The organism is Streptomyces alboflavus (genome assembly GCF_000716675.1).
GTDB classification, from domain to species: domain Bacteria; phylum Actinomycetota; class Actinomycetes; order Streptomycetales; family Streptomycetaceae; genus Streptomyces; species Streptomyces alboflavus.
On sequence record NZ_JNXT01000048.1, the window covers coordinates 42,662 to 65,864 of the forward strand.

23 protein-coding genes are annotated in these 23,203 nt (G+C 72.3%); 13 read left to right on the forward strand and 10 right to left on the reverse strand.

What is annotated here, in order from left to right:
- Positions 1-206: 206 nt before the first annotated feature.
- Positions 207-1,229 (reverse strand): heavy metal transporter, encoded by a 1,023-nt coding sequence (locus OO63_RS30045; RefSeq protein ID WP_428835933.1) that lies wholly within the window; start codon positions 1,227-1,229, stop codon positions 207-209.
- Positions 1,230-1,349: 120 nt separating this feature from the next.
- On the opposite strand from OO63_RS30045, the gene dapE reads away from it, so the two are divergent.
- Together dapE and OO63_RS30055 are read left to right on the forward strand one after the other, a co-directional pair.
- Positions 1,350-2,471, forward strand: coding sequence for a succinyl-diaminopimelate desuccinylase (dapE, locus tag OO63_RS30050; protein ID WP_030359766.1), 1,122 nt, complete (start codon positions 1,350-1,352; stop codon positions 2,469-2,471).
- 147 nt (positions 2,472-2,618) lie between these two features.
- Positions 2,619-3,368 (forward strand): LOG family protein, encoded by a 750-nt coding sequence (locus OO63_RS30055; protein WP_051811337.1) that lies wholly within the window; start codon positions 2,619-2,621, stop codon positions 3,366-3,368.
- Between the two features lie 245 nt (positions 3,369-3,613).
- Here the strand turns inward: OO63_RS30055 and folP are convergent, their stop codons facing one another.
- Entirely contained in the window at positions 3,614-4,474 is an 861-nt protein-coding gene (folP, locus tag OO63_RS30060) for a dihydropteroate synthase (RefSeq protein ID WP_030359768.1), read from the reverse strand.
- A 150-nt stretch (positions 4,475-4,624) separates the two neighbouring features.
- On the opposite strand from folP, the gene OO63_RS30065 reads away from it, so the two are divergent.
- Together OO63_RS30065 and OO63_RS30070 are read left to right on the forward strand one after the other, a co-directional pair.
- Positions 4,625-5,038, forward strand: coding sequence for a DivIVA domain-containing protein (locus OO63_RS30065; RefSeq protein WP_030359769.1), 414 nt, complete (start codon positions 4,625-4,627; stop codon positions 5,036-5,038).
- On the forward strand, positions 5,035-5,625 hold the full coding sequence (locus tag OO63_RS30070) for a DNA-3-methyladenine glycosylase I (protein ID WP_030359770.1): 591 nt from the start codon (positions 5,035-5,037) through the stop codon (positions 5,623-5,625). Before OO63_RS30065 ends, OO63_RS30070 begins: the two co-directional genes overlap by 4 nt.
- Before the next feature lie 43 nt (positions 5,626-5,668).
- On the opposite strand, the gene chcB is transcribed toward OO63_RS30070, so the two are convergent.
- Positions 5,669-6,469 carry a 2-cyclohexenylcarbonyl CoA isomerase gene (gene chcB, locus OO63_RS30075; protein WP_030359771.1) on the reverse strand — a complete coding sequence of 267 codons (801 nt, stop codon included), beginning with the start codon at positions 6,467-6,469 and terminating at the stop codon, positions 5,669-5,671.
- A 339-nt stretch (positions 6,470-6,808) separates the two neighbouring features.
- Here chcB and OO63_RS44055 point away from each other — a divergent pair, with 339 nt between their 5' ends.
- Complete coding sequence (locus tag OO63_RS44055; protein WP_003966491.1) at positions 6,809-6,976, forward strand: DUF3117 domain-containing protein; 168 nt, start codon at positions 6,809-6,811, stop codon at positions 6,974-6,976.
- Positions 6,977-7,247: 271 nt separating this feature from the next.
- On the opposite strand, the gene OO63_RS30080 is transcribed toward OO63_RS44055, so the two are convergent.
- On the reverse strand, positions 7,248-7,946 hold the full coding sequence (locus OO63_RS30080) for an O-methyltransferase (protein WP_078619455.1): 699 nt from the start codon (positions 7,944-7,946) through the stop codon (positions 7,248-7,250).
- A gap of 172 nt (positions 7,947-8,118) precedes the next feature.
- Here OO63_RS30080 and sigE point away from each other — a divergent pair, with 172 nt between their 5' ends.
- From sigE to OO63_RS30105, 5 genes are all read left to right on the forward strand, one after another.
- Complete coding sequence (gene sigE / locus OO63_RS30085) at positions 8,119-8,892, forward strand: RNA polymerase sigma factor SigE (RefSeq protein WP_193560569.1); 774 nt, start codon at positions 8,119-8,121, stop codon at positions 8,890-8,892.
- Complete coding sequence (locus OO63_RS30090; RefSeq protein WP_078619456.1) at positions 8,889-9,869, forward strand: anti-sigma factor family protein; 981 nt, start codon at positions 8,889-8,891, stop codon at positions 9,867-9,869. The genes sigE and OO63_RS30090 overlap by 4 nt, the downstream gene beginning before the upstream one ends.
- A gap of 692 nt (positions 9,870-10,561) precedes the next feature.
- On the forward strand, positions 10,562-12,220 hold the full coding sequence (locus tag OO63_RS47075) for a S1C family serine protease (RefSeq protein ID WP_428835934.1): 1,659 nt from the start codon (positions 10,562-10,564) through the stop codon (positions 12,218-12,220).
- Between the two features lie 182 nt (positions 12,221-12,402).
- A complete protein-coding gene (locus tag OO63_RS30100) occupies positions 12,403-12,891 on the forward strand; it encodes a sec-independent translocase (protein ID WP_030359776.1) in 489 nt (162 codons plus the stop codon).
- Between the two features lie 287 nt (positions 12,892-13,178).
- Positions 13,179-13,850 (forward strand): hypothetical protein, encoded by a 672-nt coding sequence (locus tag OO63_RS30105; RefSeq protein ID WP_030359777.1) that lies wholly within the window; start codon positions 13,179-13,181, stop codon positions 13,848-13,850.
- 114 nt (positions 13,851-13,964) lie between these two features.
- On the opposite strand, the gene OO63_RS30110 is transcribed toward OO63_RS30105, so the two are convergent.
- The 3 genes from OO63_RS30110 to OO63_RS30120 are packed head-to-tail and all read right to left on the reverse strand — an operon-like array spanning position 13,965 to position 16,985.
- A complete protein-coding gene (locus OO63_RS30110; RefSeq protein ID WP_030359778.1) occupies positions 13,965-15,098 on the reverse strand; it encodes an Mrp/NBP35 family ATP-binding protein in 1,134 nt (377 codons plus the stop codon).
- A 44-nt stretch (positions 15,099-15,142) separates the two neighbouring features.
- Positions 15,143-15,721, reverse strand: coding sequence for a DUF1003 domain-containing protein (locus OO63_RS30115; RefSeq protein WP_030359779.1), 579 nt, complete (start codon positions 15,719-15,721; stop codon positions 15,143-15,145).
- Positions 15,708-16,985: a magnesium transporter MgtE N-terminal domain-containing protein gene (locus OO63_RS30120; RefSeq protein ID WP_030359780.1), complete on the reverse strand. Its 1,278-nt coding sequence runs from the start codon at positions 16,983-16,985 to the stop codon at positions 15,708-15,710. Before OO63_RS30120 ends, OO63_RS30115 begins: the two co-directional genes overlap by 14 nt.
- A gap of 254 nt (positions 16,986-17,239) precedes the next feature.
- Here OO63_RS30120 and OO63_RS30125 point away from each other — a divergent pair, with 254 nt between their 5' ends.
- Positions 17,240-18,037: a hypothetical protein gene (locus OO63_RS30125; RefSeq protein ID WP_030359781.1), complete on the forward strand. Its 798-nt coding sequence runs from the start codon at positions 17,240-17,242 to the stop codon at positions 18,035-18,037.
- A gap of 12 nt (positions 18,038-18,049) precedes the next feature.
- On the opposite strand, the gene OO63_RS30130 is transcribed toward OO63_RS30125, so the two are convergent.
- Both OO63_RS30130 and OO63_RS30135 read right to left on the reverse strand, forming a co-directional pair.
- The gene (locus tag OO63_RS30130) at positions 18,050-18,583 is read right to left on the reverse strand and encodes a hypothetical protein (protein WP_030359782.1); all 534 of its coding nucleotides are present in this window, start codon (positions 18,581-18,583) and stop codon (positions 18,050-18,052) included.
- Between the two features lie 31 nt (positions 18,584-18,614).
- Positions 18,615-19,730 carry a magnesium and cobalt transport protein CorA gene (locus OO63_RS30135; RefSeq protein WP_030359783.1) on the reverse strand — a complete coding sequence of 372 codons (1,116 nt, stop codon included), beginning with the start codon at positions 19,728-19,730 and terminating at the stop codon, positions 18,615-18,617.
- 478 nt (positions 19,731-20,208) lie between these two features.
- On the opposite strand from OO63_RS30135, the gene OO63_RS30140 reads away from it, so the two are divergent.
- Positions 20,209-20,793 (forward strand): suppressor of fused domain protein, encoded by a 585-nt coding sequence (locus OO63_RS30140; protein WP_030359784.1) that lies wholly within the window; start codon positions 20,209-20,211, stop codon positions 20,791-20,793.
- An 18-nt stretch (positions 20,794-20,811) separates the two neighbouring features.
- On the opposite strand, the gene OO63_RS30145 is transcribed toward OO63_RS30140, so the two are convergent.
- A complete protein-coding gene (locus OO63_RS30145; protein WP_030359785.1) occupies positions 20,812-22,062 on the reverse strand; it encodes an MFS transporter in 1,251 nt (416 codons plus the stop codon).
- A 198-nt stretch (positions 22,063-22,260) separates the two neighbouring features.
- Between OO63_RS30145 and OO63_RS30150 the strand changes: the two genes are divergently transcribed.
- Positions 22,261-22,902, forward strand: a complete 642-nt coding sequence (locus OO63_RS30150) for a DUF6758 family protein (protein WP_030359786.1) — start codon at positions 22,261-22,263, stop codon at positions 22,900-22,902.
- Positions 22,903-23,203 lie beyond the last annotated feature (301 nt).

The following is a 23,203-nucleotide window of genomic DNA, read 5'->3' on the forward strand; positions in this document are numbered from 1 at the left end:
CGGTGCGCCAACGTAAAGAGTTGGCAATGCGTCGCATAATCAGGTCCGGATAAAATCGGGCAAACAGCGTTCGCGTCTGACGGCTTGAACCCCGTGAAACCCTTTGTTCCCAAGGGCTTTGTGACATGCGCGAAGGGTCGCGCGAACATCCGCCACAGGTGTCACCGCGCGGCGACCGCCATGCCCCCTTCGAGTGATCGGCCGCACTACTGCCCAGTGACGATTCGGACCTCACCGGCGGGCCCGGGGCCCGTGCCGACCCCGCCGGATGCGCCGCCGGAGTCATGCGCGGCACCGTCGGACCCGGTATTTTCGCTCACTTCGGACTTCTGCGGACCGGCCTCCGCCTTTCGCCATCCATGCCCGTAATCCGCAGAATCCGCGGAATCCACAGAATCCCCGGAATTCGCAGCGGAATCCACAGAATCCCCGGTGGATGGCGTGTACGTGCCGTAACCGTCGCTCCGGGCCCGCCACTCGCGGCCCGCGTACGAGACCCGCTCGATGCGCAGCGCGGAGGCGTGGGCCACGGCCCAGTGGGTCAGCTCCCAGCCGCGTCGCGCGGCGCCGCCGCCCGCGGCGACCGCCTCCGGCACCGGCACGCGGACCACTCCGCCCGCCGCGTCGCCCTTCGGCAGGACCTCCGCCCCGAAGTCCCGCACCAGCGCCCGGCGCACCCGTTCCGGGCCGCCGGGGTCCGCGCCGGGCCGCCCCTCGCAGGTGAGGGTCGCGGGCGCCCGGCCCGTGAGGGCGGCGGCGAGCAGGACGGCGTCCGGCTCGTGCTTGGCGTACGCCTGCGGGAAGCCGCTGCGCTGGACCCGCTGCGCGGCCACCGTCAGGGGCAGCCGCGCATAGCCCGGCACCTCCGCAAGGCGGGCGTAGAACCGCCCGGCCGCGTACACCGGGTCCATGACCTGCCGCCGGGTGCCCCAGCCCTGCGAGGGCCGCTGCTGGAACAGGCCCAGCGAATCGCGGTCGCCGTGGCGGACGTTGTGCAGGCCGGACTCCTGCAGCGCGGTCGCGAGGGCGATCGTCACGGCGCGTTCCGGCATCCCGCGCCGGGTGCCGACGGCCGCGACCGTCGAGGCGTTCACGGCCTGCTCCACGCTCAGTTCGTACGCGGCCCCGTCGCCGTCGCCCGACACCACCGCGCACCGGGGCCCCGGCTCCCCGGACACGTACTGCATGACCCCGTAGCCCACGACCGCGAGCAGGACGGCCACGGCCACCCCGATGCGCGGGAGGCGGCCGCGCCGAGCGGAGGCGGCGGTTCCGGACACGCGCCCCAAGGTACTGGAGCGGACGGGCCCGGGCGGGTGGTCCCCGCGCGGAGAGTTAGGGTCGAAGCCATGGACCGGACGCCAGCTCACACCGCAGCCACGACCGCACCGGCAGGCGCGGCCCCGCTCGACCTCACGCTCGACGCCGCCGCGCTGACCGCCGCGCTCGTCGACTTCCCGTCGCCGAGCGGCGAGGAGAAGGCGCTCGCCGACGCCATCGAGACGGCCCTGCGTGCCCTGCCGCACCTGACGGTCGACCGGTTCGGGAACAACGTGGTGGCCCGCACGCACCTGGGCCACGCCGAGCGCGTGGTCCTCGCGGGCCACATCGACACCGTGCCGATCGCGGGCAACGTCCCCTCGCGCCTGGACGAGGACGGCATGCTGTGGGGCTGCGGCACCTGCGACATGAAGGCGGGCGTCGCGGTGCAGCTGCGCATCGCCCAGACGGTCACCGAGCCGAACCGCGACCTCACGTTCGTCTTCTACGACAACGAAGAGGTCGCCGCGCATCTGAACGGCCTGGGCAAGGTCGCCGAGGCCCACCCCGACTGGCTCGCGGGCGACTTCGCCGTCCTGCTCGAACCCACCGACAGCCAGGTCGAGGGCGGCTGCCAGGGCACCCTGCGCGTCTTCCTGAAGACCAAGGGCGAGCGGGCGCACTCCGCGCGCGCGTGGATGGGCTCCAACGCGATCCACGCCGCGACGCCGATCCTGGAGAAGCTGTCCGCGTACGAGCCGCGCAAGCCCGTCGTCGACGGACTCCAGTACCACGAGGGCCTGAACGCGGTCCGCATCGAGGGCGGCGTCGCCACCAACGTCATCCCCGACGAGTGCACCGTCGTCGTCAACTTCCGCTACGCGCCCGACCGCACGCCCGAGGAGGCCGAGGCGTTCGTGCGCGAGTACTTCGCCGACTGCGGCATCGACGAGTTCATCGTCGACGACCACTCCCCGGCCGCCCGGCCCGGCCTCACGCACCCCGTGGCGGCGGCCTTCATGGCATCGGTCGGCGGCGAGGCGCGGCCCAAGTTCGGCTGGACGGACGTCGCCCGCTTCAGCGCGTTCGGCGTGCCCGCGGTCAACTACAGCCCCGGCAACCCGATCCTCGCCCACAAGGTCGACGAGCGCGTCCGGGCGTCCGAGATCCCCGAGGCCGAGGCCCGGCTGCGCGCCTGGCTGACCGACTGAGCCCGGTCACGGCCGGACGCGGCCGCCCGACTTCTGGAGTTACGCCCCGCGTAACGCCCGTAGACCTACGCTGAAGTGGCACAACGAACGAGTTGAGCGCGGCCGTGCGGGTGGGCCGGGGTCGACCGGCAGTGGAAGGGGATGTTCATGGGCAGTCCGGAAGCACAGGGTCCGCCGGAGGAGCAGCACCTGGGTCCTGTGGTGCGGCGGCGCGATCAGATCACGCCCGGCACCACCGACCAGCGCCTCCTCGACACCGAGGGCGACACCGAGTGGGTGCACACCGACCCCTGGCGGGTCATGCGCATCCAGTCCGAGTTCGTCGAGGGCTTCGGCGCGCTCGCCGAACTCCCCAGCGCCATCAGCGTCTTCGGCTCCGCCCGTACGCGGCCGGGCACCCTCGAGTACGAGGCCGGGGTCCGGATCGGCAAGGCGCTCGTCGAGGCGGGCTTCGCCGTCATCACCGGGGGCGGGCCCGGCGCCATGGAGGCCGCCAACAAGGGCGCCCGCGAGGCCAAGGGCATCTCCGTCGGGCTCGGCATCGAGCTGCCCTTCGAGCAGGGGCTCAACCCCCACGTCGACATCGGCGTCAACTTCCGCTACTTCTTCGTCCGCAAGACCATGTTCGTGAAGTACGCCCAGGGGTTCGTCGTCCTGCCCGGCGGGCTCGGCACCCTCGACGAGCTCTTCGAGGCCCTCACCCTCGTCCAGACCCGCAAGGTCACCCGCTTCCCCATCGTCCTCTTCGGCACCGCCTACTGGGGCGGCCTCGTCGACTGGCTCCGCGACACCGTGGTCGCCCAGGGCAAGGCCTCCGAGAAGGACCTCCTCCTCTTCCACGTCACGGACGAGGTGGAGGAGGCGGTGGCGCTGGTGACGAAGGAAGTGGGCCGCTAGGCGGTGCCCTCGCGGGGCGCCCCAGTCCCGCCCCTTCTCCGAAACCGGGGCTGCGCCCCTGGACCCCGCTGATCGGCGCTTCGCGCCTCGTCCTCAAACGCCGGACGGGCTAGAAACTTCCCCGGGGCGGGCTGAAACCTTGCCGCAGCGGCGAGATATTTAGCCCCTCCGGCGTTTGAGGAGCGGGGTCTGGGGCGGAGCCCCAGTTACGGGAAGGGGCGGGGTTGGGGAGCCCCCGGCAGGGCCTACGCCAGCCCCCTCCGGGCGACCGCTGGAGGCCTACGGCCAGCGATCGTGGCGACCATGTCCACCACCTGCCGCGTCTCGGCGACCTCATGCACCCGATACACCTGCGCCCCCAGCCACGCGGACACAGCGGTCGTGGCCAACGTCCCCACCACCCGCTCCTTGAGCGGAGTGTCCAGCGTCTCCCCGACGAAGTCCTTGTTGGAGAGGGAGACGAGCACGGGCCACCCGGTGTCCACGAGCTCCCCGAGCCGCCGCGTGGCCTCCAGGGAGTGCCGCGTGTTCTTCCCGAAGTCGTGCCCGGGATCGATGAGCACGGACTCCCGCGGCACACCGAGCCCGACGGCCCGCTCGGCGAGCCCGACGGTCACACGGAGGATGTCGGCGACGACGTCGTCGTACTGGACGCGATGCGGCCGCGTACGCGGCTCGGCGCCACCGGCGTGGGTGCACACGAGCCCCACCCCGTACCGCGCGGCGACCTCGGCGAGCTTGGGATCGACCCCGCCCCAGGCGTCGTTGAGCAGATCGGCCCCGACGTCGCAGACGGCCTCGCCGACCTCGTGCCGCCAGGTGTCGACGCTGATGACGACGTCGGGGAAGCGCCGCCGCACCTCGGCGACGAAGCCGACGGTCCGCCGCGCCTCCTCCTCGGCGGTGACCTCCTCGCCGGGCCCGGCCTTGACCCCGCCGATGTCGATGATCGCGGCGCCTTCGGCGACGGCCTGCTCCACGCGCGCGAGGGCGGGCTCGTCGTGGAACGTGGCCCCCTGGTCGTAGAAGGAGTCCGGGGTCCGGTTCACGATCGCCATGATCACCGGCTCGTGCGCGTCGAACTCGCGCCTGCCCAGCCTGAGCATCCCCTGTGAGCCTCCTTGTCGTTCTTCTGTCCGGCCTCGCGGTCCGGCCGCCTGCGACCTTAACTGTCACACCCGCATGGCACGATCGGAGCCAGACAGTTTCCGTGTCGGCCGCGGTGCGGCCGGCATCCGAGCGTGGGGACCGCAGAGATGGTCATGTTCCTGTTCCTGGTCATCGCCCTCGTCGTCGTGGTGGGCGCGGTGACCCTCGCGGTCCTCGGCGGCGGGGAGAGCGGCGCGCTGCCCGAGGCGCCGCCGGAGCGGCTGACCGACCCGCTGCCGCCGGACCGCCCGCTGCGCCGCGCCGACGTGGAGGCGGTGCGCTTCCCGATGACGGTCCGCGGCTATCGGATGGTGGACGTGGACGAGTGCCTGGACCGGCTCGCCGCCGAGCTGGCGGAGCGGGACGCCCGCATCGCCGAGCTGGAGTCGGCGCTCGCGGGCGCCCAGGCGACGGCGGTCGGCGGACCCGGCCTGTTCAAGAAGTACGACGCGGCGGAGCGCGGGCAGGAGCGGCACGGCGCCCCCGCGCCGTCGGACGAGCGACCGGAGGACGGCAGATGAGCGGCGGGGCGATCCCGGGCCCGGACGGCGGCCTGCGCTGCCCCTGGGGCCTGTCCACCGAGGACTACGTGGCGTACCACGACGAGGAGTGGGGCCGCCCGGTGCACGGCGACGACGCGCTGTTCGAGCGCGTGTCCCTGGAGGCGTTCCAGTCGGGCCTGTCGTGGATCACGATCCTGCGCCGCCGCGAGGGCTTCCGCGCCGCGTTCTCCGGCTTCAAGATCGCCGCGGTCGCGGAGTTCGGGGACGCGGACCGGGAGCGGCTGCTCGCCGACGCGGGGATCATCCGCAACCGCGCGAAGGTGGACGCGACGATCTCCAACGCGCGCGTGCTCGCCGACTGGCCCGCCGGTGAACTGGACGAGCTGATCTGGTCGTTCGCCCCGGACCCGGCCGGGCGCCCGGCGCCGCGGACCCTCGCGGACGTGCCCGCGGTCACGGACGAGTCGACGGCCCTGTCCAAGGCGCTGAAGAAGCGCGGCCTGCGCTTCGTCGGACCCACCACGGCGTATGCCCTGATGCAGGCCTGCGGCCTGGTGAACGACCACCTCGCGGACTGTGTGGTCCGCGAGGCGGGCGGGGCCTGAGCGTACGGGGCCTGAGGGGACGGGGCCTGAGGCCCCGGGCTGCTCAGCGGCCGAGGTACTTGGGCTTCGCCTTGTCCAGGAACGCCTTCACCGCGATCGTGTGGTCCTCGGAGGCGCCCGCCCGGGTCTGCAGCTCGTCCTCCTTGTCCAGCGCCTCGTCCAGGCTGTGCCCCGCGGCGTAGGCGAGCGACTCCTTGATCGCCGCGTACGCCAGGGTCGGGCCCTCGGCGAGCGCGCGGGCCGTCTTCAGGGCGGTCTCCGCGAGCTCGGCGGCGGGCACGACCTGGTTGGCGATCCCCAGGTCGTACGCCTCCTGCGCCTTGATGCCGCGCGGGAAGAGCAGCAGGTCGGCGGCGCGGCCCGGGCCGATGAGGCGCGAGAGGGTCCAGGAGACGCCGGAGTCGGCGGTCAGCGCGACGCCCGCGAAGGACGTGTTGAACGACGCCGTGTCCGCGACGATCCGGTAGTCCGCGGCGAGGGCGAAGCCGAAGCCCGCGCCGGCCGCCACGCCGTTGACCCCGGCGACGACCGGCTTCGGCATGCCGGTGAGGGCTCGCACGATCGGGTTGTAGTGCTCACGCACCGTGCTCATGGTCTGCCCGGAGCCGGTCTCGCGGTCCTCCTGCAACAGGCCCACGTGCTCCTTGAGGTCCTGGCCCACGCAGAAGGCGCGTCCGGTGGCGGTGAGCAGCACCGCGCGCACGGCGGGGTCCGCCGCGGCCGAGCGCGCCGCCTCCCGGAGGGCGACCTTGGCCTCGACGTTCATCGCGTTCATCGCGTCGGGGCGGTTCAGCGTGATCGTCGCGAGCCCGTCGCTCACCTCGTAGAGCACGGTGTCGGCCATGGTGGGTCCCCTCCGCTGTCCTGTGGTCCGCTGTCGTGTGGTCCGCTGCCCGGTGGGCTTCGGGCCCAGCATGACCTAGATCATCGGCCCTCGGTACGCCGCCGCCGATGTGACCTGCGTCAAAGTGCGCGGGGCGGGAGAAGCGTGTGGGGCGGCGAAGTATTGCAGTCACATCGCCGAATTGAGTGGTTTTGCGGACGCGCGTTGCGCAAGCGATGCCGACTGATGTTGGTCATCGGGTCCCGCGATGCGGGATAATGACCTGGAAGCAATGTGTTCGATGCCGCTGACACCTGGGTTGTCGGCTGCGACAAGCTGGTTTCAGGAAGGGGAACGAGCATGGCGGCCATGAAGCCGCGGACGGGCGACGGCCCGCTCGAGGTGACCAAGGAGGGGCGGGGCATCGTCATGCGCGTTCCGCTCGAAGGCGGCGGTCGACTTGTCGTCGAACTGACCCCCGACGAGGCCGACGCCCTCGGCGACGCCCTGAAAAAGGTTGTCGGCTGACGCGAAAGCGCCCACAGGGTTCACCGTTTTTCTGCACTGCCCCGGCATCGTACGACGAGCCGGGGCAGCGCTGTGTACGGGGGCCGAAGGCATACGTGAGCTTGACGGGGGGCTGGACGACGAGGGGCCGCCGTGGGGCCCGCGGCCTGCGTGAACGTCCGGATACCGCTGCGGTACGGCAGCGCCCCGAAGGGGCGCGGGGAACTGCGTGACCAGCCACAGTGCACCCGCAGATCCAAGACGGCACAGCGCGGCAGATCCAGCGAAGCGCTCAGCGTTTGACGGCGCAGAGGAGGCCGTCGCCCACCGGGAGCAGCGACGGCACCAGGTCCTGGCTCTCGCGGACGGCCCGCAGCAGCTCACGCAGCCGCAGCACCTCCACGGGCTGCGGTCCCGAGTCCACGGTGCGGCCGTCCGCGAAGACGCCCTCGAAGCAGACCAGGCCGCCCGGACGGAGCAGGCGCAACGATTCAGCGAGGTAGTCGAGGACTTCCGTGCGGTCGCCGTCGCAGAAGACCAGGTCGTAGCCGCCGTCCGCGAGGCGGGGCAGCACGTCGAGGGCGCGTCCGGGGATGAAGCGGGCGCGGTTGCCCGCGAAACCGGCGGCGCGGAAGGCCGTGCGGGCGAACTGCTGGCGCTCCGGTTCCGGATCGACCGTGGTCAGGACGCCGTCGGGGCGCATTCCGTGCAGCAGGTGGATGCCCGACACTCCCGTGCCCGTACCGATCTCGGCGACCGCCTTGGCGTCCACGGTGGCGGCCAGCATGCCGAGCGCGGCGCCGGTGCCGGGGGACACCGAGCGCAGCCCGGCCTCCCGCGCCCGGTCCCGGGCCCACCGCAGCGCCTCGTCCTCGGCGACAAAGGCGTCGGCGAACGCCCAGCTCGTCTGCCGGTTGCCGGTAATGGCCCTCTCCTGTCCCCGTGGTTGCCTGGCCGTGACTGTATCCGTTGGGGCCGGGAACCCGCAGATGGGACCGTGCGTTTAGAAGGGGTGTGAGGACAGCGGGGGCATAGACATGGATCTGGAACTCAAGTCGGCTCGCGGAGTTTGCGTGACGCAGACCCGACGCGCCGGGTACGGCAAGAGCCAAGTACCAAATTCACGTAAAAACGCTTATCCGGAGCTAACGGGCGAGGTGGTTATGGTAGGGGCTCCACTGGACACCACCAGAGCCGACAGGGGAGGTGCGGCTGCGCGCGCAGATCGGAGAAGGCCACTCAAGCGCTTTCTCGGATTCGCGGGCAAGCCGAAATCCGTGACCGACACCGCTGACCGTTCCCGCGCCACCGACTCCGCTCAGACCGCGACCTTTGCCGCTGACGCGGAATCGCAGGCGTGGACTCCTCCCACCTGGGAAGAGATCGTCAGCACGCACAGCGGCCGCGTCTACCGCCTCGCCTACCGCCTGACGGGCAACCAGCACGACGCCGAGGACCTCACGCAGGAGGTCTTCGTCCGCGTCTTCCGCTCGCTGTCGACGTACACGCCCGGCACGTTCGAGGGCTGGCTGCACCGCATCACCACGAACCTCTTCCTGGACATGGTGCGCCGCAAGCAGCGCATCCGGTTCGACGCCCTGGGTGACGACGCCGCCGAGCGCCTCCCCAGCCGCGAGCCGTCCCCCCAGCAGGTGTTCAACGACACCCACTTCGACGCGGACGTCCAGCAGGCGCTGGACACCCTCGCGCCCGAGTTCCGTGCCGCCGTCGTCCTGTGCGACATCGAAGGCCTTTCGTACGAGGAGATCGCCGCCACCCTGGGCGTCAAGCTCGGTACGGTCCGCAGCCGTATCCACCGCGGTCGCTCCCAGCTCCGCAAGGCCCTCCAGCACCGTTCCCCCGAGGCCCGCGCCGAGCGCCGCTCGCTGGCCGTGAGCGGAGCCGTGGCGCTGGGAGGAGGGGGCGCGACCGCGTGAGTGGATCACGGTCCAATCCTGCCGAGCGGCATCTCGCCGAGCAGCACCTGGGGGACCGGCTCGCCGCGCTGGTCGACGGTGAGCTCGGTCATGACGCGCGCGAGCGAGTGCTCGCGCATCTCGCGACCTGTCCGAAGTGCAAGGCCGAGGCCGACGCGCAGCGCCGCCTCAAGAACGTCTTCGCGCAGACCGCGGCGCCGCCCCCCAGCGAGAGCTTCCTCGCCCGCCTTCAGAGCCTTCCCGCCGCCGACATCGACGACATCGGTCGGTCCGGGGGCCCGCGCACGCCCGTCGACGACGGGTTCGCCACCGGGTCGTCGGAGAGCACCGGCCTGCCCCAGGGCGGTGTCCTCAGCATTCGCGGGGGAAGATCCGAGCCCTTCGCCGGGTACGACCCCTCGGGCGCCCACGCCGCGGTGCTGCCCAGTGAGCGGCGCGGCTTCCGCATCCATGACGTCGGCCGGCCCGAGGCCGAGCGGTCCGTCTGGCTCGGCCGCCGGTTCGCGTTCGCCGCGGCCGGGGCGGTGTCGCTGGCCGCGATAGCACTCGGCGGGGTCACGATGGGCACGCCCCTGACCGCGGGCGAGCAGCGCGCGGGCGGCGTCGGCGCAGCCAACAGCAACGCCTCGCCGCTGCGTTCCCCGAGCACCGCCAACGCCGCCGTGCCCGACTCCGTGCGGCGTCGCGGCGCCAATCCGCTCTCCGTCCAGGGACCCCGGTCCCCGGCCCTCGCGCCCACCACGGCCGCCGCGCCCCTGCTCGCGGGCGCCCGGCTGCGCCCCGGGCACGGGCCCGACACCCCGCAGGTCACGGCCCCGCTCCTGGCCGGGGCGGGCGTCATGTCCCCGCTGGTGCGGGCCGTCGCCGACGAGTCCAGGGACGGCACACCCCAGGGCCTCACCCTGAACGCCACGGTGGACTCCACCCTCAAGGCCACCCCCAGGCCCGACCCGCTCTACGGCAGGCAGTACCACTGACGGCCCACCACCCCCCTTCGCCGACGTGAGCTGCACGTCGGCGAAGCAGACCTGGTTGAATCCTCGGTGGGCCGTGCCCGCCGGGGACTCGGCGGACCCGGCGACAAGCACGTAATCGGCGTCCGCCGCGGGCCAGTTGTGGGGAGAGCATGGACGTTGGCACTGGGCCTGAGGGCGGGAATGGTTCGGCGGGGGCGTCTGGTGAGCAGGTGGCCCCTGGCGGGGAGGCTCGGGGCGCGATGCCCCCGGGCCGGGACGCGGCAGCTCCGGGCCGGGACGCGGCGGTCGGCGGTGCTGCGGTCGGCGGTGCGAGCCCGCAGGGCGGGGTGACTCAACGGTCGGGGCCGGAGGATGCGGTGCCGGGTGAGGCGGTGGCCCAGGGTGCGGTGCCGGGCGGTGCTGTGTCCGAGGGGTCGGTGGCCCAGGACGCGGTGCCCGCTGACGCCACACCTGCCGGTCGTGGCCCTGCGGACGCGTCCTCGGCCGGTGCGGGTGTCCCCGTGCCCGCTGGCACCGCACCCGCCGAGCGGGCCCCCACCGACCGCCCCCGCCCCCTGCACGACCCCGACCCGTACAGCACGCCGCCTTACGGCGAGCCCGGGCCCTGGGCCCCCGCCCCGCCCGTACAGCACCCCGTGGCGACCCCGGCCCAAGGCACCCCCGTCTACGGGGCCCAGAGCCACGGCGCCCCCATACCCGGTGCCCCGGCCCCTGGTGCCCCCGTGCACGGCACACCGCCGCCCGGAGCCGGAGCCCCGTACCCCGGAAGTCAGGAACAGAGAAGTCAGGGGCAGAGCGGAACCCAGGGGCAGAGCGGAACCCAGGGACACGGCCAGCAAGCTCCCGGCGCGCCCCTCCACGGCACGCCCGCCCAGGGCACCCCCACCCACGAGGTCCCGCCGCACGGCACCCAGGCCCCCACCCCCCTGCACCAGGGCATGCCCGCGCCCGCCGCCCCGGCTCCCAGTACGCCTCAGCAGCCAGCTGCCCAGGGACACGTGCCGCACGCACACGGGACGCAGCCCCAGGCCATGCCCACCCCCGCCACCCCAACCCACGGAACGCCCCCGCCTGGGGCCGACGCGTTCGCCCAGCCGAACCCCGGACCGGAGGTCGCCGGAGCAGGAGCCGTTGGGCACGGTGTCGTCGGGCCCGGTGGGCCCTGGCAGCGTTATGACCCCTGGAGTGCGCCGCTGCAGCAGACCGGTGCCGCCGTCGAGACCGAGGGGCAGCGGCGTCGGCGGGGGCGGCGGGTGCTGGTTCTCGGGGCCGCGCTGATCGCGTTGGTCGCGGGTGGGATCGGCGGGGTCGTCGGGGCGCAGTTGGAGCGGGACGGTGGGTTCGGAGGCGACGTGGAGTTGCCGCAGGCCGAGTCCGGGTCCCAGAAGCGGTCCAAGGACAGCGTCGCCGGGATCGCGGCGAGCGCCCTGCCCGGCGTCGTGACGCTGCACGTTCGCGGCGACGACGGCGCGGGCACCGGCACCGGCTTCGTCCTCGACGCCAAGGGCCACATCCTCACCAACAACCACGTGGTCGAGCCCGGCGGCTCCGGCGGCGACATATCGGTCACCTTCAGCGGCGGCGAGACCGCCGACGCCAAGGTCGTCGGCCGTGACGCGGGCTACGACCTGGCCGTCGTCAAGGTCTCCGGCGTCCGCGGGCTCAAGCCGCTGCCCCTCGGCAACTCCGAGAACGTCCAGGTCGGCGACCCCGTCGTGGCCATCGGCGCGCCCTTCGACCTCGCCAACACCGTCACCTCCGGCATCATCAGCGCCAAGGAGCGCCCCATCACGGCGGGCGGCGAGAAGGGCGACGGCAGCGACGTCTCGTACGTCAACGCGCTGCAGACCGACGCGCCCATAAACCCGGGCAACTCCGGCGGACCCCTCGTCGATTCCCGGGCCCGTGTCATCGGCATCAACAGCGCCATCCGCTCCGCCGGCAACGACTCCGGCCCCGACGGCGGCCAGTCCGGCTCCATCGGCCTCGGCTTCGCCATACCGATCAACCAGGGCAAGCGCGTCGCCGAGGAACTCATCAACACCGGCCGGGCCACGCACCCCGTCATCGGCGTCACCATCGACAAGCAGTTCACCGGCGACGGCGCCCGGATCGCGCGCGAGAGCCGGAACGGCGGCCCCGCCGTCAACCGCGGCGGGCCCGGCGCCAAGGCGGGCCTGAAGGCGGGCGACGTGATCACGGCCGTGGACGGCCAGCGCGTGCACTCCGGCGACGAGCTGATCGTCAAGGTCCGCGCCCACCGCCCGAAGGACCGCCTGGAGCTGACCGTCGAGCGCGGCGGCGACGAGCGCAAGGTGACGCTGGTCCTCGGCACGGCGAGCGGGGAGTAGGCAGGGGGCGGCGGCAGCAGCGGGGAACGGCGGACGGGCGGTCCGCGGCCCCGCCTGGTCCAGCGCCCAGGCCGCACCGCCCCACCCCGCCCCGCGTTGTCCGCGGTGTCGCCCTGCGGCTACCGGACGGACAACCGCGCCGGGTACCGTAGACCCGGTCCGGACGGCAAGGAGCTTTCAAGGTGTTCAACGACATTGGCGCACTCGAGATAGTGACGCTGGTCATCCTCGCCGTGCTGATCTTCGGCCCGGACAAGCTGCCGAAGCTCATTCAGGACGTGTCGCGGACCATTCGCAAGATCCGCCAATTCTCCGACAGTGCGAAGCAGGACATACGGAATGAACTGGGCCCGGAATTCAAGGACTTCGAGTTCGAAGACCTGAACCCGAAGAAGTTCATCCGCAAGCAGATGGAGAACGACGACCTCGGTCTGAAGGAAATCCGCAACGGCTTCGACCTGAAGAAGGAAATGGCCGAAGTCGCGGACGCCGTGCACGGCCGCGACAGCGATTCCGGCGACGACTCGGGCAGCCGGGCCACGGGTTCCGCGGGCTCCTCGACGACGTCGGCGAACGGTTCCGGTGGCGGCCGCATCGACATGGAGAAGCGGCCCGAGCCCGGAAAACCGGCGGCAGGCGACCCGCCGCCGTTCGACGCGGACGCCACCTGAGGCGACCCGCCGACGCCTGACGGCCCCCGTCGGCCCCCGCACGCACCGCACGGCGGTCCGGCGAAACCCCGCGCCGCCCCCGGCGCCCGCGTGCGCCGGTGCGTGTCCGAGATGCGCCGCCCGGCGCCCGGTACGGCCTGGTCGGGACCCTCGCGAACACCCCTTCCGCCGACCGGTTCACCGGCATCCGGAATCGGTGTGGCTATCCTGCCTTGTTGTCCGGCGTGAGGACGCCCGAGGGGGGCGGGCCGCTCCGGACCGACGAGAGCGAGGAGGCGGCCGGGTACATGGAGACGACAAGTCGGGTGGGCGCGCAGGCGCCAGCCGCGGATGGTGCCGCGCAAGCGGTGCCCTCCGCCCGGCGTACGGTCGACGGCTACCTGCTGGCGCCCTTCCCCTGGTACGGCCTGGACGAGGCCTTCACGGGACCGCGCTGGCTGATGCAGGTCGGCACCGCCGCGGACGGGGCCGTCGAGCACGGCTCCATCGGTCACGGTGACGAGCCGTCGGTCAGGGCGGAGGGTTCCTTCGGGAACGGCGACAAGGAGCGGTTCGCGGTCGTGGTGACCATCGCCGCCAACCCGGTGCGGCGCAGCGCCGACGGCACCGGCGTCCTGGAGGCGACCTCGGTGTCCTCCGCGGCCTGGCTCGCCGGGGTGGGGCTGCTGTCCTTCACCTGGCCCGGCCAGATGGACCACAGCCTGCGGGACGACTGGCTCGACCAGCAGACGGAGACCGCCTGGGTCCTCGCCGACGACCTGCACGGGTCCGACTGGTCGACCCTCTCCCTGCCCGTGGACGGGGTCCCGACCTCGTTCCACTACCGGGAGTCCGAGTACGGCTGGGTGCTCGCCGGGTCCACGAAGGAGGGGGTGCATCTGGGGGCGTACGGACGCGGAATGAGCGCGTACGGCCTCGGGTTCTCCGTCGTACAGGACATCGGCTCCTACGCGGAGTAGTCCCGCCGACGGGTCGACCGCACGCCGGGCGGGCTGGGAATCAGCCCGTCCGGCGCTTGAGGACGAGCGCGGAGCGCGATGCGGGCGCCATGCGGGGCGCGCGACGCGAACGGTTCAGAACTTGTTCCGGGGCGTGATGCCCAAGGAGAGACCCGAAAGACCCCGCTGGCGGCCACCCAGCTTCCCCGCGATCGTGCGCAACGCGCTCCCCGCCGGGGACTCGGGGTCGGACAGGACCACAGGACGACCCTCGTCGCCGCCCTCGCGCAGGCGCACGTCGATGGGGATGGAGCCGAGCACCGGCACGGTCGCGCCCGTCGTCTTCGTCAGGCCCTCCGCGACCTTCTGGCCGCCGCCGGTGCCGAACACGTCGACCATCTCGCCGCAGTGCGGGCAGGGCAGGCCGGACATGTTCTCGACCACGCCGACGATCTTCTGGTGGGTCTGCACGGCGATGGAGCCCGCGCGCTCGGCGACCTCGGCGGCGGCCTGCTGCGGGGTCGTGACGACGAGGATCTCCGCGTTCGGGACGAGCTGCGCGACGGAGATCGCGATGTCGCCCGTGCCCGGCGGCAGGTCCAGGAGCAGCACGTCCAGGTCGCCCCAGAAGACGTCCGCGAGGAACTGCTGGAGCGCGCGGTGCAGCATCGGGCCGCGCCACACGACGGGTGCGTTGCCCGGGGTGAACATGCCGATCGAGATGACCTTCACGCCGTTCGCCGACGGCGGCATGATCATGTTCTCGACCTGGGTGGGGCGCCCCTCGGCGCCCAGCATGCGCGGCACGCTGTGGCCGTAGATGTCCGCGTCCACGACGCCGACCTTCAGGCCGTCGGCAGCCATCGCCGCCGCCAGGTTCACCGTCACGGACGACTTGCCGACGCCGCCCTTGCCGGAGGCGACCGCGTACACCCGGGTCAGCGAGCCGGGCTTGGCGAAGGGCACCTCGCGCTCGGCGGTGCCGCCGCGCAGCGCGGTGGCCAGCTCCTTGCGCTGCTCGTCGCTCATCACGTCCAGGGTCACGTCGACGCGCGTGACGCCCTCGACGGCGGCGACCGCGTCCGTGACGTTCTTCGTGATCGTCTCGCGCATGGGGCAGCCGGAGACCGTCAGGTAGACGGTGACGGCGACCGCGCCGTCGGCGCCGATCTCCACCGATTTGACCATCCCCAGCTCGGTGATGGGTCGCTGGATCTCGGGGTCGTTCACCGTCGACAGTGCTTCGCGCACCGCGTCTTCCGTAGCCATGTCCTTGATGGTACGGCCCGGTAGCAGGGGGCCGGAAAGGGCTGTCAGCGGTCGCCTACATCACGTGCGCGGGATGCCTCGGACGGGAATACCCCGCGCTGCTCCTCCAGCTCCTTGACCAGGTCCTGGAGCTCGGAGCGGATCCAGTCGCGGGTGGCGACCTCGCCGAGGCCCAGGCGCAGCGAGGCGATCTCGCGGGTGAGGTACTCGGTGTCCGCGATGGACCGCTCGTTGCTCTTGCGGTCCTGCTCGTGGGTGACGCGGTCGCGGTCGTCCTGGCGGTTCTGCGCGAGCAGGATCAGCGGGGCGGCGTACGACGCCTGGAGCGACAGCATCAGGGTCAGGAAGATGAACGGGTACTGGTCGAAGCGCAGGCCGGCCGGGGCGGAGACGTTCCAGACGACCCACATGATGATGACGACCGTCATCCAGACGATGAACCGGCCCGTGCCGAGGAACCGCGCGATCCGCTCCGAGAGCCGCCCGAAGGCCTCCGGGTCGTAGTCGGGAAGCAGCTTGCGGCGCGGCGCGCGCGGCTGGTCGAGCCGGAACCGGCCCCGGCCCCGCGTCTCCCGGTCCCTGCCCTCCCGCTCCCGGTCGCGCTCCCGCTCAGCCGCCGCCATGACCGGCCCCCTCCTGGAGGTGGTACTCCGACTCCCGCCAGTCCTCGGGCAGCATGTGGTCGAGCACGTCGTCGACGGTGACCGCGCCGAGCAGCGAACCGCTCTCGTCGACGACCGGCGCCGACACCATGTCGTACGCGGCGAAGAAGCCCGCCACGACCGGCAGCTCGGCCTCCGGGCGCAGCGGCCGCAGGTCGTCGTCGAGGATCGAGCCGACGAGCGTGTACGGCGGGTCGCGAAGGAGGCGCTGGAAGTGCACCGCGCCCAGGTACTTGCCCGTCGGGGTCTCGTCCGGCGGGCGGCACACGTACACCTGCGCGGCGAGCGCGGGGGAGAGGTCCTCCTGGCGCACCCGCGCCAGGGCGTCGGCGACCGTGGCGTCGGGGCGCAGCACGATCGGCTCGGTCGTCATCAGACCGCCCGCCGTGCGCTCCTCGTACGCCATCAGGCGGCGCACGTCGGCCGCGTCGTCCGGCTGCATCAGGGTGAGCAGGCGCTCCTTGTCGTCCTCCGGGAGCTCGGAGAGGAGGTCGGCGGCGTCGTCCGGGTCCATCGCCTCCAGGACGTCGGCGGCGCGCTCCTCCTTGAGCGCGCCGAGGATCTCGATCTGATCGTCCTCCGGCAGCTCCTCGAGGACGTCCGCGAGCCGGTCGTCGTCGAGCGCGGCGGCGACCTCCGCGCGCCGCTTCGGCGACAGGTGGTGCAGCACGTTGGCGAGGTCGGCGGGGCGCAGCTGCTCGAACGTGGCGAGCAGGCTCTCCGCGCCCTGTCCGTGCTCCTCCAGGGAGAACCCGTCCACGGCCGACCAGTCGACGGTCAGCGTCTCGCCCTTGCGCCGGAAGGCGCCTCCCTTGCCCTTCCGCACGAAGACCCGGTCCGCCTCCCAGTCCCTGCGCGCCGGAAGCCGCTGCACGGAGATGTCGAGGACGGTCACCTCCTCACCGCTCTCCACCAGACGCACCCGGCGGTCCAGCATCTCGCCGAGGATCAGCCGCTCGGTCGGGCGCTGCTCGAAGCGCCGCACGTTCAGGACGCCGGTGGTGATGACCTGGCCCGACTCGATGCCGGTGACCCGGGTGATGGGCAGGAAGATGTGGCGGCGGGTGGCGAGTTCCACGACCAGTCCGAGCAGCCGCGGCGGTCTGCGGCCCACCCGGAGCATCACGACGAGGTCCCGCACCCGGCCCACCTCGTCGCCGTTCGGGTCGAAGACGGCGGTGCCGGCCAGGTGCGAGACGAAGATCCGGGGCGCGCTTGCCGCCATGCGCGGCGCCTCCCTGCTGCTCACTACCGCTGGTCGTATCGAGTGATGTCGCTTTCAGGTGCATTTATACGATCTTTCGTACGCGCCCCAGGCTAGCCCCTGCCGGACGTATCCGCCCTGGTGAGACGTCCGTACGGACTGGCTCCGAGGCGGGTCCGCGGCACCGGTACGCTGCGGTACGCCAGGCCGTAGCCGCGCTACGGCCGCCGCCGTAGAGGACGTCCGCACGAGAGGCAGCGCCACCTGTGACTGCGATGCGACAGGCCCGTCGTACCCGAAGGCCGGCGCTGCTGAGGGCGGCGTGCGCGGGGCTCGTGGCGGGCTGCGCCGGTCTGACGGGCTGCGGGGGCGGCGGCGAGGACCCGGACGCGGGCACCAACGGCGTGGGCAAGCTGTCCGCGGCGAAGATCCAGAGCAAGACGCGGCAGGCGGCCAAGGGCGCCGACGCGGTCCGCCTGTCCGGCACGCTCGTCAGCAAGGGTCAGACGTACAAGCTCGACATGCGCCTCAAGGGCTCGGGCGGCGAGGGCACGGTGACCGTCAAGGGCGGGACGTTTCAGCTGCTGCGGGTCGGCGAGCAGCTGTACATGAAGGCCGACGCGGGCTTCTGGAAGCACCAGAACGAGACCGGAGGGGCCGGAGGGGCCGGGGGCACCGAGGGCAAGGCGGGCGGCTCGGCGGGCGACCGGGCCGCGGCGGCCAAGCTCAACGGCAAGTTCGTGAAGGTGCCCGCGGGCGACCCCGCGTACCGGCAGCTGAGCGGCTTCACCGACAAGGACCTGATGCTCGACGGCACCCTCGCCCTGCACGGCAAGCTGTCGAAGGGCGAGCGGTCCGACTCGGGCACGCGGCGCGTCATCAAGATCGCCGGGGACGAGGGCGCGGGCGGCACCCTTGACGTGTCCCTGGAGGGCGAGCCGTATCCGCTGCGGCTCCAGCGGGCGGGTGGCGCGGGCACGCTGCGGCTCACCGAGTGGGGCAAGGAGTTCGTCCTGGAGGAGCCCGGCAAGGACGAGACGGTGGACTACGGCAAGCAGCTGCCCACGCAGTGAGGGCGCGCCCCCTCAACCTCGCTTCTTCTGCTTCTTCTTGCGTCCCAGGAGCAGCCGCGGCAGCGCCGCGGGCGCGGGACGGCGGGTCGTCGCGTCCGTCGGCAGCGGGGCCGCCGCGAGGGAGCCGTCGGGCAGGTCCGTGCTCGCCGCGCCCGGCGTGAGGCGCAGCACCCGGCACTCCGCGGCCCAGCGCTCCACCATCTGCTCCCCGTCCGGGGCGTTCAGACGCTTGCCCTTGAGTTCGGCGACGGCCGCCTCCCAGGCCTCGGAGCGCGGCGCCAGCTCGGTCACCGCCGCGGTCCAGGCGATCAGGCGCCCGCCCTTGTCCTTGCTGCGCACGGTCACCTCGGCGCCCGCCCCGTCGACGAGGCCGGGCAGCGGCTGCTCGCCGGGGCCGTCCCCGACGAGGTGGGCCGCGCCGTCGACCCACACGTGCCACAGGGCCCGCACGGGTCCTTCGGGCGCGGCGCCGCGCACCCAGATCAGCCCCGACTTCTTCGTGGCCTCCTCGACGAGGGCGCGGTCGAACAGCGCGTCAGCAGTCATGTGGAGAGCTTAGCGAGGCCCGCAACGCGCCTCAGAGCCAGCCGTTTCGCTTCAACGTGCGGTGGATCGTGTAGCAGACCGTGCCGATCAGGCCGAGCACCATCGGGTAGCCGAAGCGCCAGTGCAGCTCCGGCATGTGGTCGAAGTTCATGCCGTACACGCCGCACACGGCCGTCGGTACGGCGATGATGGCCGCCCAGGACGTGATCTTGCGCATGTCCTCGTTCTGGGCGACGGCGGCCTGGGCGAGGTTGGCCTGGAGGATGGAGTTGAGGAGTTCGTCGAAGCCGAGGACCTGCTCCTGGACGCGCGCGAGGTGGTCGGCGACGTCGCGGAAGTACTTCTGGATGTCGGGGTCGACGAGCCGCATGGGCCGCTCGCTGAGCAGCTGCATGGGGCGGAGGAGCGGCGACACGGCGCGCTTGAACTCCAGGACCTCGCGCTTGAGCTGGTAGATCCGCCCGGCGTCGACACCGCGCGAGACGCCCTTGCCGGTGGCCGCGAACACCTCGTTCTCGACGTCGTCGATGTCGACCTGCATGGCGTCGGCCACCGCGAGGTAGCCGTCGACGACGTGGTCGGCGATGGTGTGCAGGACCGAGGAGGGGCCCTTGGCGAGCAGCTCCGGCTCGTCCTGGAGGCGGCGGCGCAGCGCGCGCAGCGAGCCGTGGCCGCCGTGCCGGACGGTGATGAAGAAGTCCCGGCCGGTGAAGCACATGACCTCGCCGGTCTCGACGACCTCGCTGGTGGCGGTCAGCTCGGCGTGCTCGACGTAGTGGATGGTCTTGAAGACCGTGAAGAGCGTGTCGTCGTAGCGCTCCAGCTTGGGCCGCTGGTGGGCGTGGACGGCGTCCTCCACGGCCAGCGGGTGCAGCCCGAACTCGGCGGCGATCCCGGCGAACTCGGCCTCCGTCGGCTCGTGCAGGCCGATCCAGGCGAAGCCCCCGTCGCGGCGCACCTGGAGCATCGCCTCGTGCGGCGTCAGGGTGTCGTCGCAGGCGACGCGGCGGCCGTCGCGGTAGACGGCGCAGTCGACGACGGCGGAGACGGCGCTGGGGTCGCGGGTGGCGTCGTACGAGCTGTAGGAGGTGCTGTCCTTGCGCTGGGACGGGCGCACGGCGTCACGCAGGTCACGGATCATCGACATGGGCAGGCTCCTTCGACGAAAGGGCCGCCGGCGACGGGTGGAACTGCCCGGAATGGGGACGTCCTGCTGCGGGATCTGGCACGTCCACAAAGCGGGGAGCACCGCACCGTCGCGGTGGCAGCAACGCTACTGATGCAGATCAGGTGAAACGCGGTGCTCTTCCGTCGTGCGCGGTACGGTCCGGATGCGGACGCTTCGTCCGGGAGGGGCCGTGCGCGCGGCCGCAGCTACGCTGCTGCGGGACGTTCAGCGGGCGGAAGAGCGAGTGGTACTGCACGGTCGACTTCGATCCACTGCAGCCCCACCTCCTCCGGCCGGTCCCCCGTAGGGGAGGTCCCTGGCGCGTAAGGCGCCGTCCTGCGTCCGGGCTTGAAGGCGACGCTTCTGCGTGCTGCCCGGGCCAGCGGCCAACAGTATCAGCCGACCGGCAGCCGAACCCCCACCTTTACCCATCACTGACGAGTTCTATGCTCGCGTCATGGCTGATGTTCTTGCGCTGGTCGAGGCCCGTCTCCGTAGTGGCCTGGGGGAACCGGACGCACGCGCGGCGGTGACGTTCCTGGGCACGGACCGCATCGAAGTGGTGCGCTTCACGGACGGGGACGTCGTGCGGTACGCCACGCTCGGCATGTCCGCCCACCCGATGACCGACCCCACGGCCGTGCTCGCCGACCCCGTGCAGGGGCCGCGCGCCGAACTGGTCCTGTCCGTACGCGGCGGGCTCGTCGACACCGACAAGGTGCTGCGCCCCCTGGCCGTGCTCGCCGCCTCCCCGCAGGTGGAAGGCCTCGTGGTCGCGCCGGGCGCCTCCCTGGACGTGGGCGAGCCGCTGTGGCCCGGTGCGCCGTTCACCTCGGTCCTCGTCGCCGAGCCCGGCGGCCTCGTCGAGGACCTGGACCTGGACGCGCCCATGGACCCCGTCCAGTTCCTGCCGCTGCTCCCGATGACGCCCAACGAGGCGGCGTGGAAGCGGGTGCACGGGGCGGGGGCGCTTCAGGAGCGGTGGCTGAACAGCGGCACGGACCTGCGCGATCCGCTGCGCAAGTCCGTGTCCCTGGACTGAACGTCCGCCCCGGCCGGGTCAGTTGGCGAAGACGGTCACGCCGTCCTCGGTCGCGTGCCGGGTCTCAAGATCCTCGGCCTCGTGGGTGAGCGCGGCGCGCCGCGCCCACACCACGACCGCGCCGAGCAGGGCCGTGACGGCCGCGACCACGAACGGGATGTGGATGTCGCTCCACTCCTCGATCTTCGGCGCGAAGTAGGGGGCCGCGGCGGCCGCGAACCAGCGCACGAAGTTGTATCCGGCGCTGGCCACGGGCCGGGGCGCGTCCGAGACGCCGAGGGCGAGCTCCGTGTAGACGGTGTTGTTCACGCCGATGAAGGCCCCGGACAGGATGGTGCAGACGACGGCGGCGGTGTGGTTGCCGTACCCGAGTACGAGGACGTCCGCGGCGAGCAGCACCAGTGAACCGCCGAGCACCTTCAGGGAGCCGAACCGCTTCTGGAGCCGGGGCGCGACGAGTACCGAGAACACCGCGAGCAGCACGCCCCAGGCGAAGAACACCGCACCCGACTTGTACGGGGTCATGTTCAGGACGAACGGCGTGAAGGCCAGGACCGTGAAGAACGTGTAGTTGTAGAAGAACGCCGACGCGGCCGCCGAGGCGAGGCCGCCGTGACCGAGCGCCTTGAGCGGGTCGAGCAGCGAGGTCTTGCGGGCGGGCTTCGGCTGTTCCTTCAGGAACGCCGTGATGCACAGGAATCCGACGGCCATCAGAGCCGCGGTGCCGAAGAACGGGTAGCGCCAGCTGGCGTCGCCGAGCAGCGCGCCGAGGAGCGGCCCGCAGGCCATGCCGAGGCCGAGCGCGGACTCGTACAGCAGGATCGCCGCCGCGCTGCCCCCGGCGGCGGCGCCCACGATGACCGCGAGCGCGGTGGACACGAACAGCGCGTTGCCGAGGCCCCAGCCCGCGCGGAACCCGACGAGTGCGCCGACCGATCCCGAGGTGCCCGCGAGCCCCGCGAACACCACCACCAGCGCGAGCCCGGCGAGGAGGGTCTTCTTGCCGCCGATGCGGCTGGAGACGAAGCCGGTCACCAGCATCGCCACGGCGGTGATCAGGAAGTACGAGGTGAACAGGAGCGAGACCTGGCTCGGCGTGGCCTGAAGGCCCTGGGCGATGGACGGCAGGATCGGGTCGACGAGGCCGATGCCCATGAACGCCACGACGGACGCGCCCGCCGTGGCCCACACCGCCTTCGGCTGCCGCAGCAGGCCTCCGGCCCCGGCGTCGAAGGGGTCCTCGTGTGCTCCGGCTGTGGGGGTGGTCATCCGCAGCTCCTTCGTGTGCTTCCGGACATAGATCGTTGACGTATACACATAATAAGTTAGCTGAGCTAACTAATGCAAGCTACATCTAGTTTTGCCTGGTGGTGGGCCCGGGAAAGTAGCGGGGAGTTTCGTGGAGGCGGCCTCCGGACGGGTGATCGTCCTTGACGGGGCGGCGAGGGGGGAGGACCGTTGGGCGCTATGAGGGGCGAACCCAGTTGCCCGAAGTGTGGTGGCCGGGTCAGGGCTCCCGGCCTCTTTGCCGACTCCTGGCAGTGCGATGTGCACGGCACGGTGCACCCGCTGCAGCCCGTGATCCCGCCCAGTGTCGAGGCCCTCCAGGTCGTCGTGCGGCGCGCGCAGGTGCCCGTCTGGATGCCGTGGCCGCTGCCCGTCGGGTGGCTCTTCACCGGGGTCGCCTGCGCCGGGGACGACCGCAGTGGTGGCCGGGCCACCGCCGTCGCCTGCTCCGGGCCCGCGCCGCTCGGCGGTGTCGGGGAACTCGTGCTTGTCGCCGAGGAGTTGGGGGTCGGGCTCGGGGCGCGGTACGCCGGGATCGACGGGCCCGATCCCGGGCCCTCCATGAGTGTCGGCAAGCCTGCCCAGGCCAAGGTGCTTGCCGCCGGGCGGCCCACGGCCATGTGGCACGTGCCGGGGGCGCCCGATGACCGGGCCGTCTTCGCCGGTGAGGCGCGGGGGCTCTGGCTGTGGGCCATCGCCTGGCCCGAGCAGTCCGGGCTCCTCATGTACGACGAGCTCGTCCTCACCGACCTGCGGGATGCCGGGGCCGAGGTCGATCTTGTGCCGTGCGGGGCGCTGTCGCCTCGGCTGCTGATGCCGTAGGGCGGGGCGCTGTCCTTCGCGGGGCGCCCCAGTCCCACCCCTTCCCGAAACCGGGGCGCTGCGCCCCCTGGACCCCAGCCCTCTGGCCGGTGTCCCGTGCGGGTGGGCCCCGCCCCCGCCGGATCGGCGCTCCGCGCCTCGTCCTCAATCGCCGGACGGGCTGAAAATACTTCGCCGGGGCGGGTGGAAAGCCTCGCCGGGTCGGGCTGGAGGGCTCCGGGCAGGCAGTGCGTCCCACCTGGGCCGAAGCCCTGGCGGGGGCGGGGCCCACCCGCACGGGACACCGGCCAGAGGGCTGGGG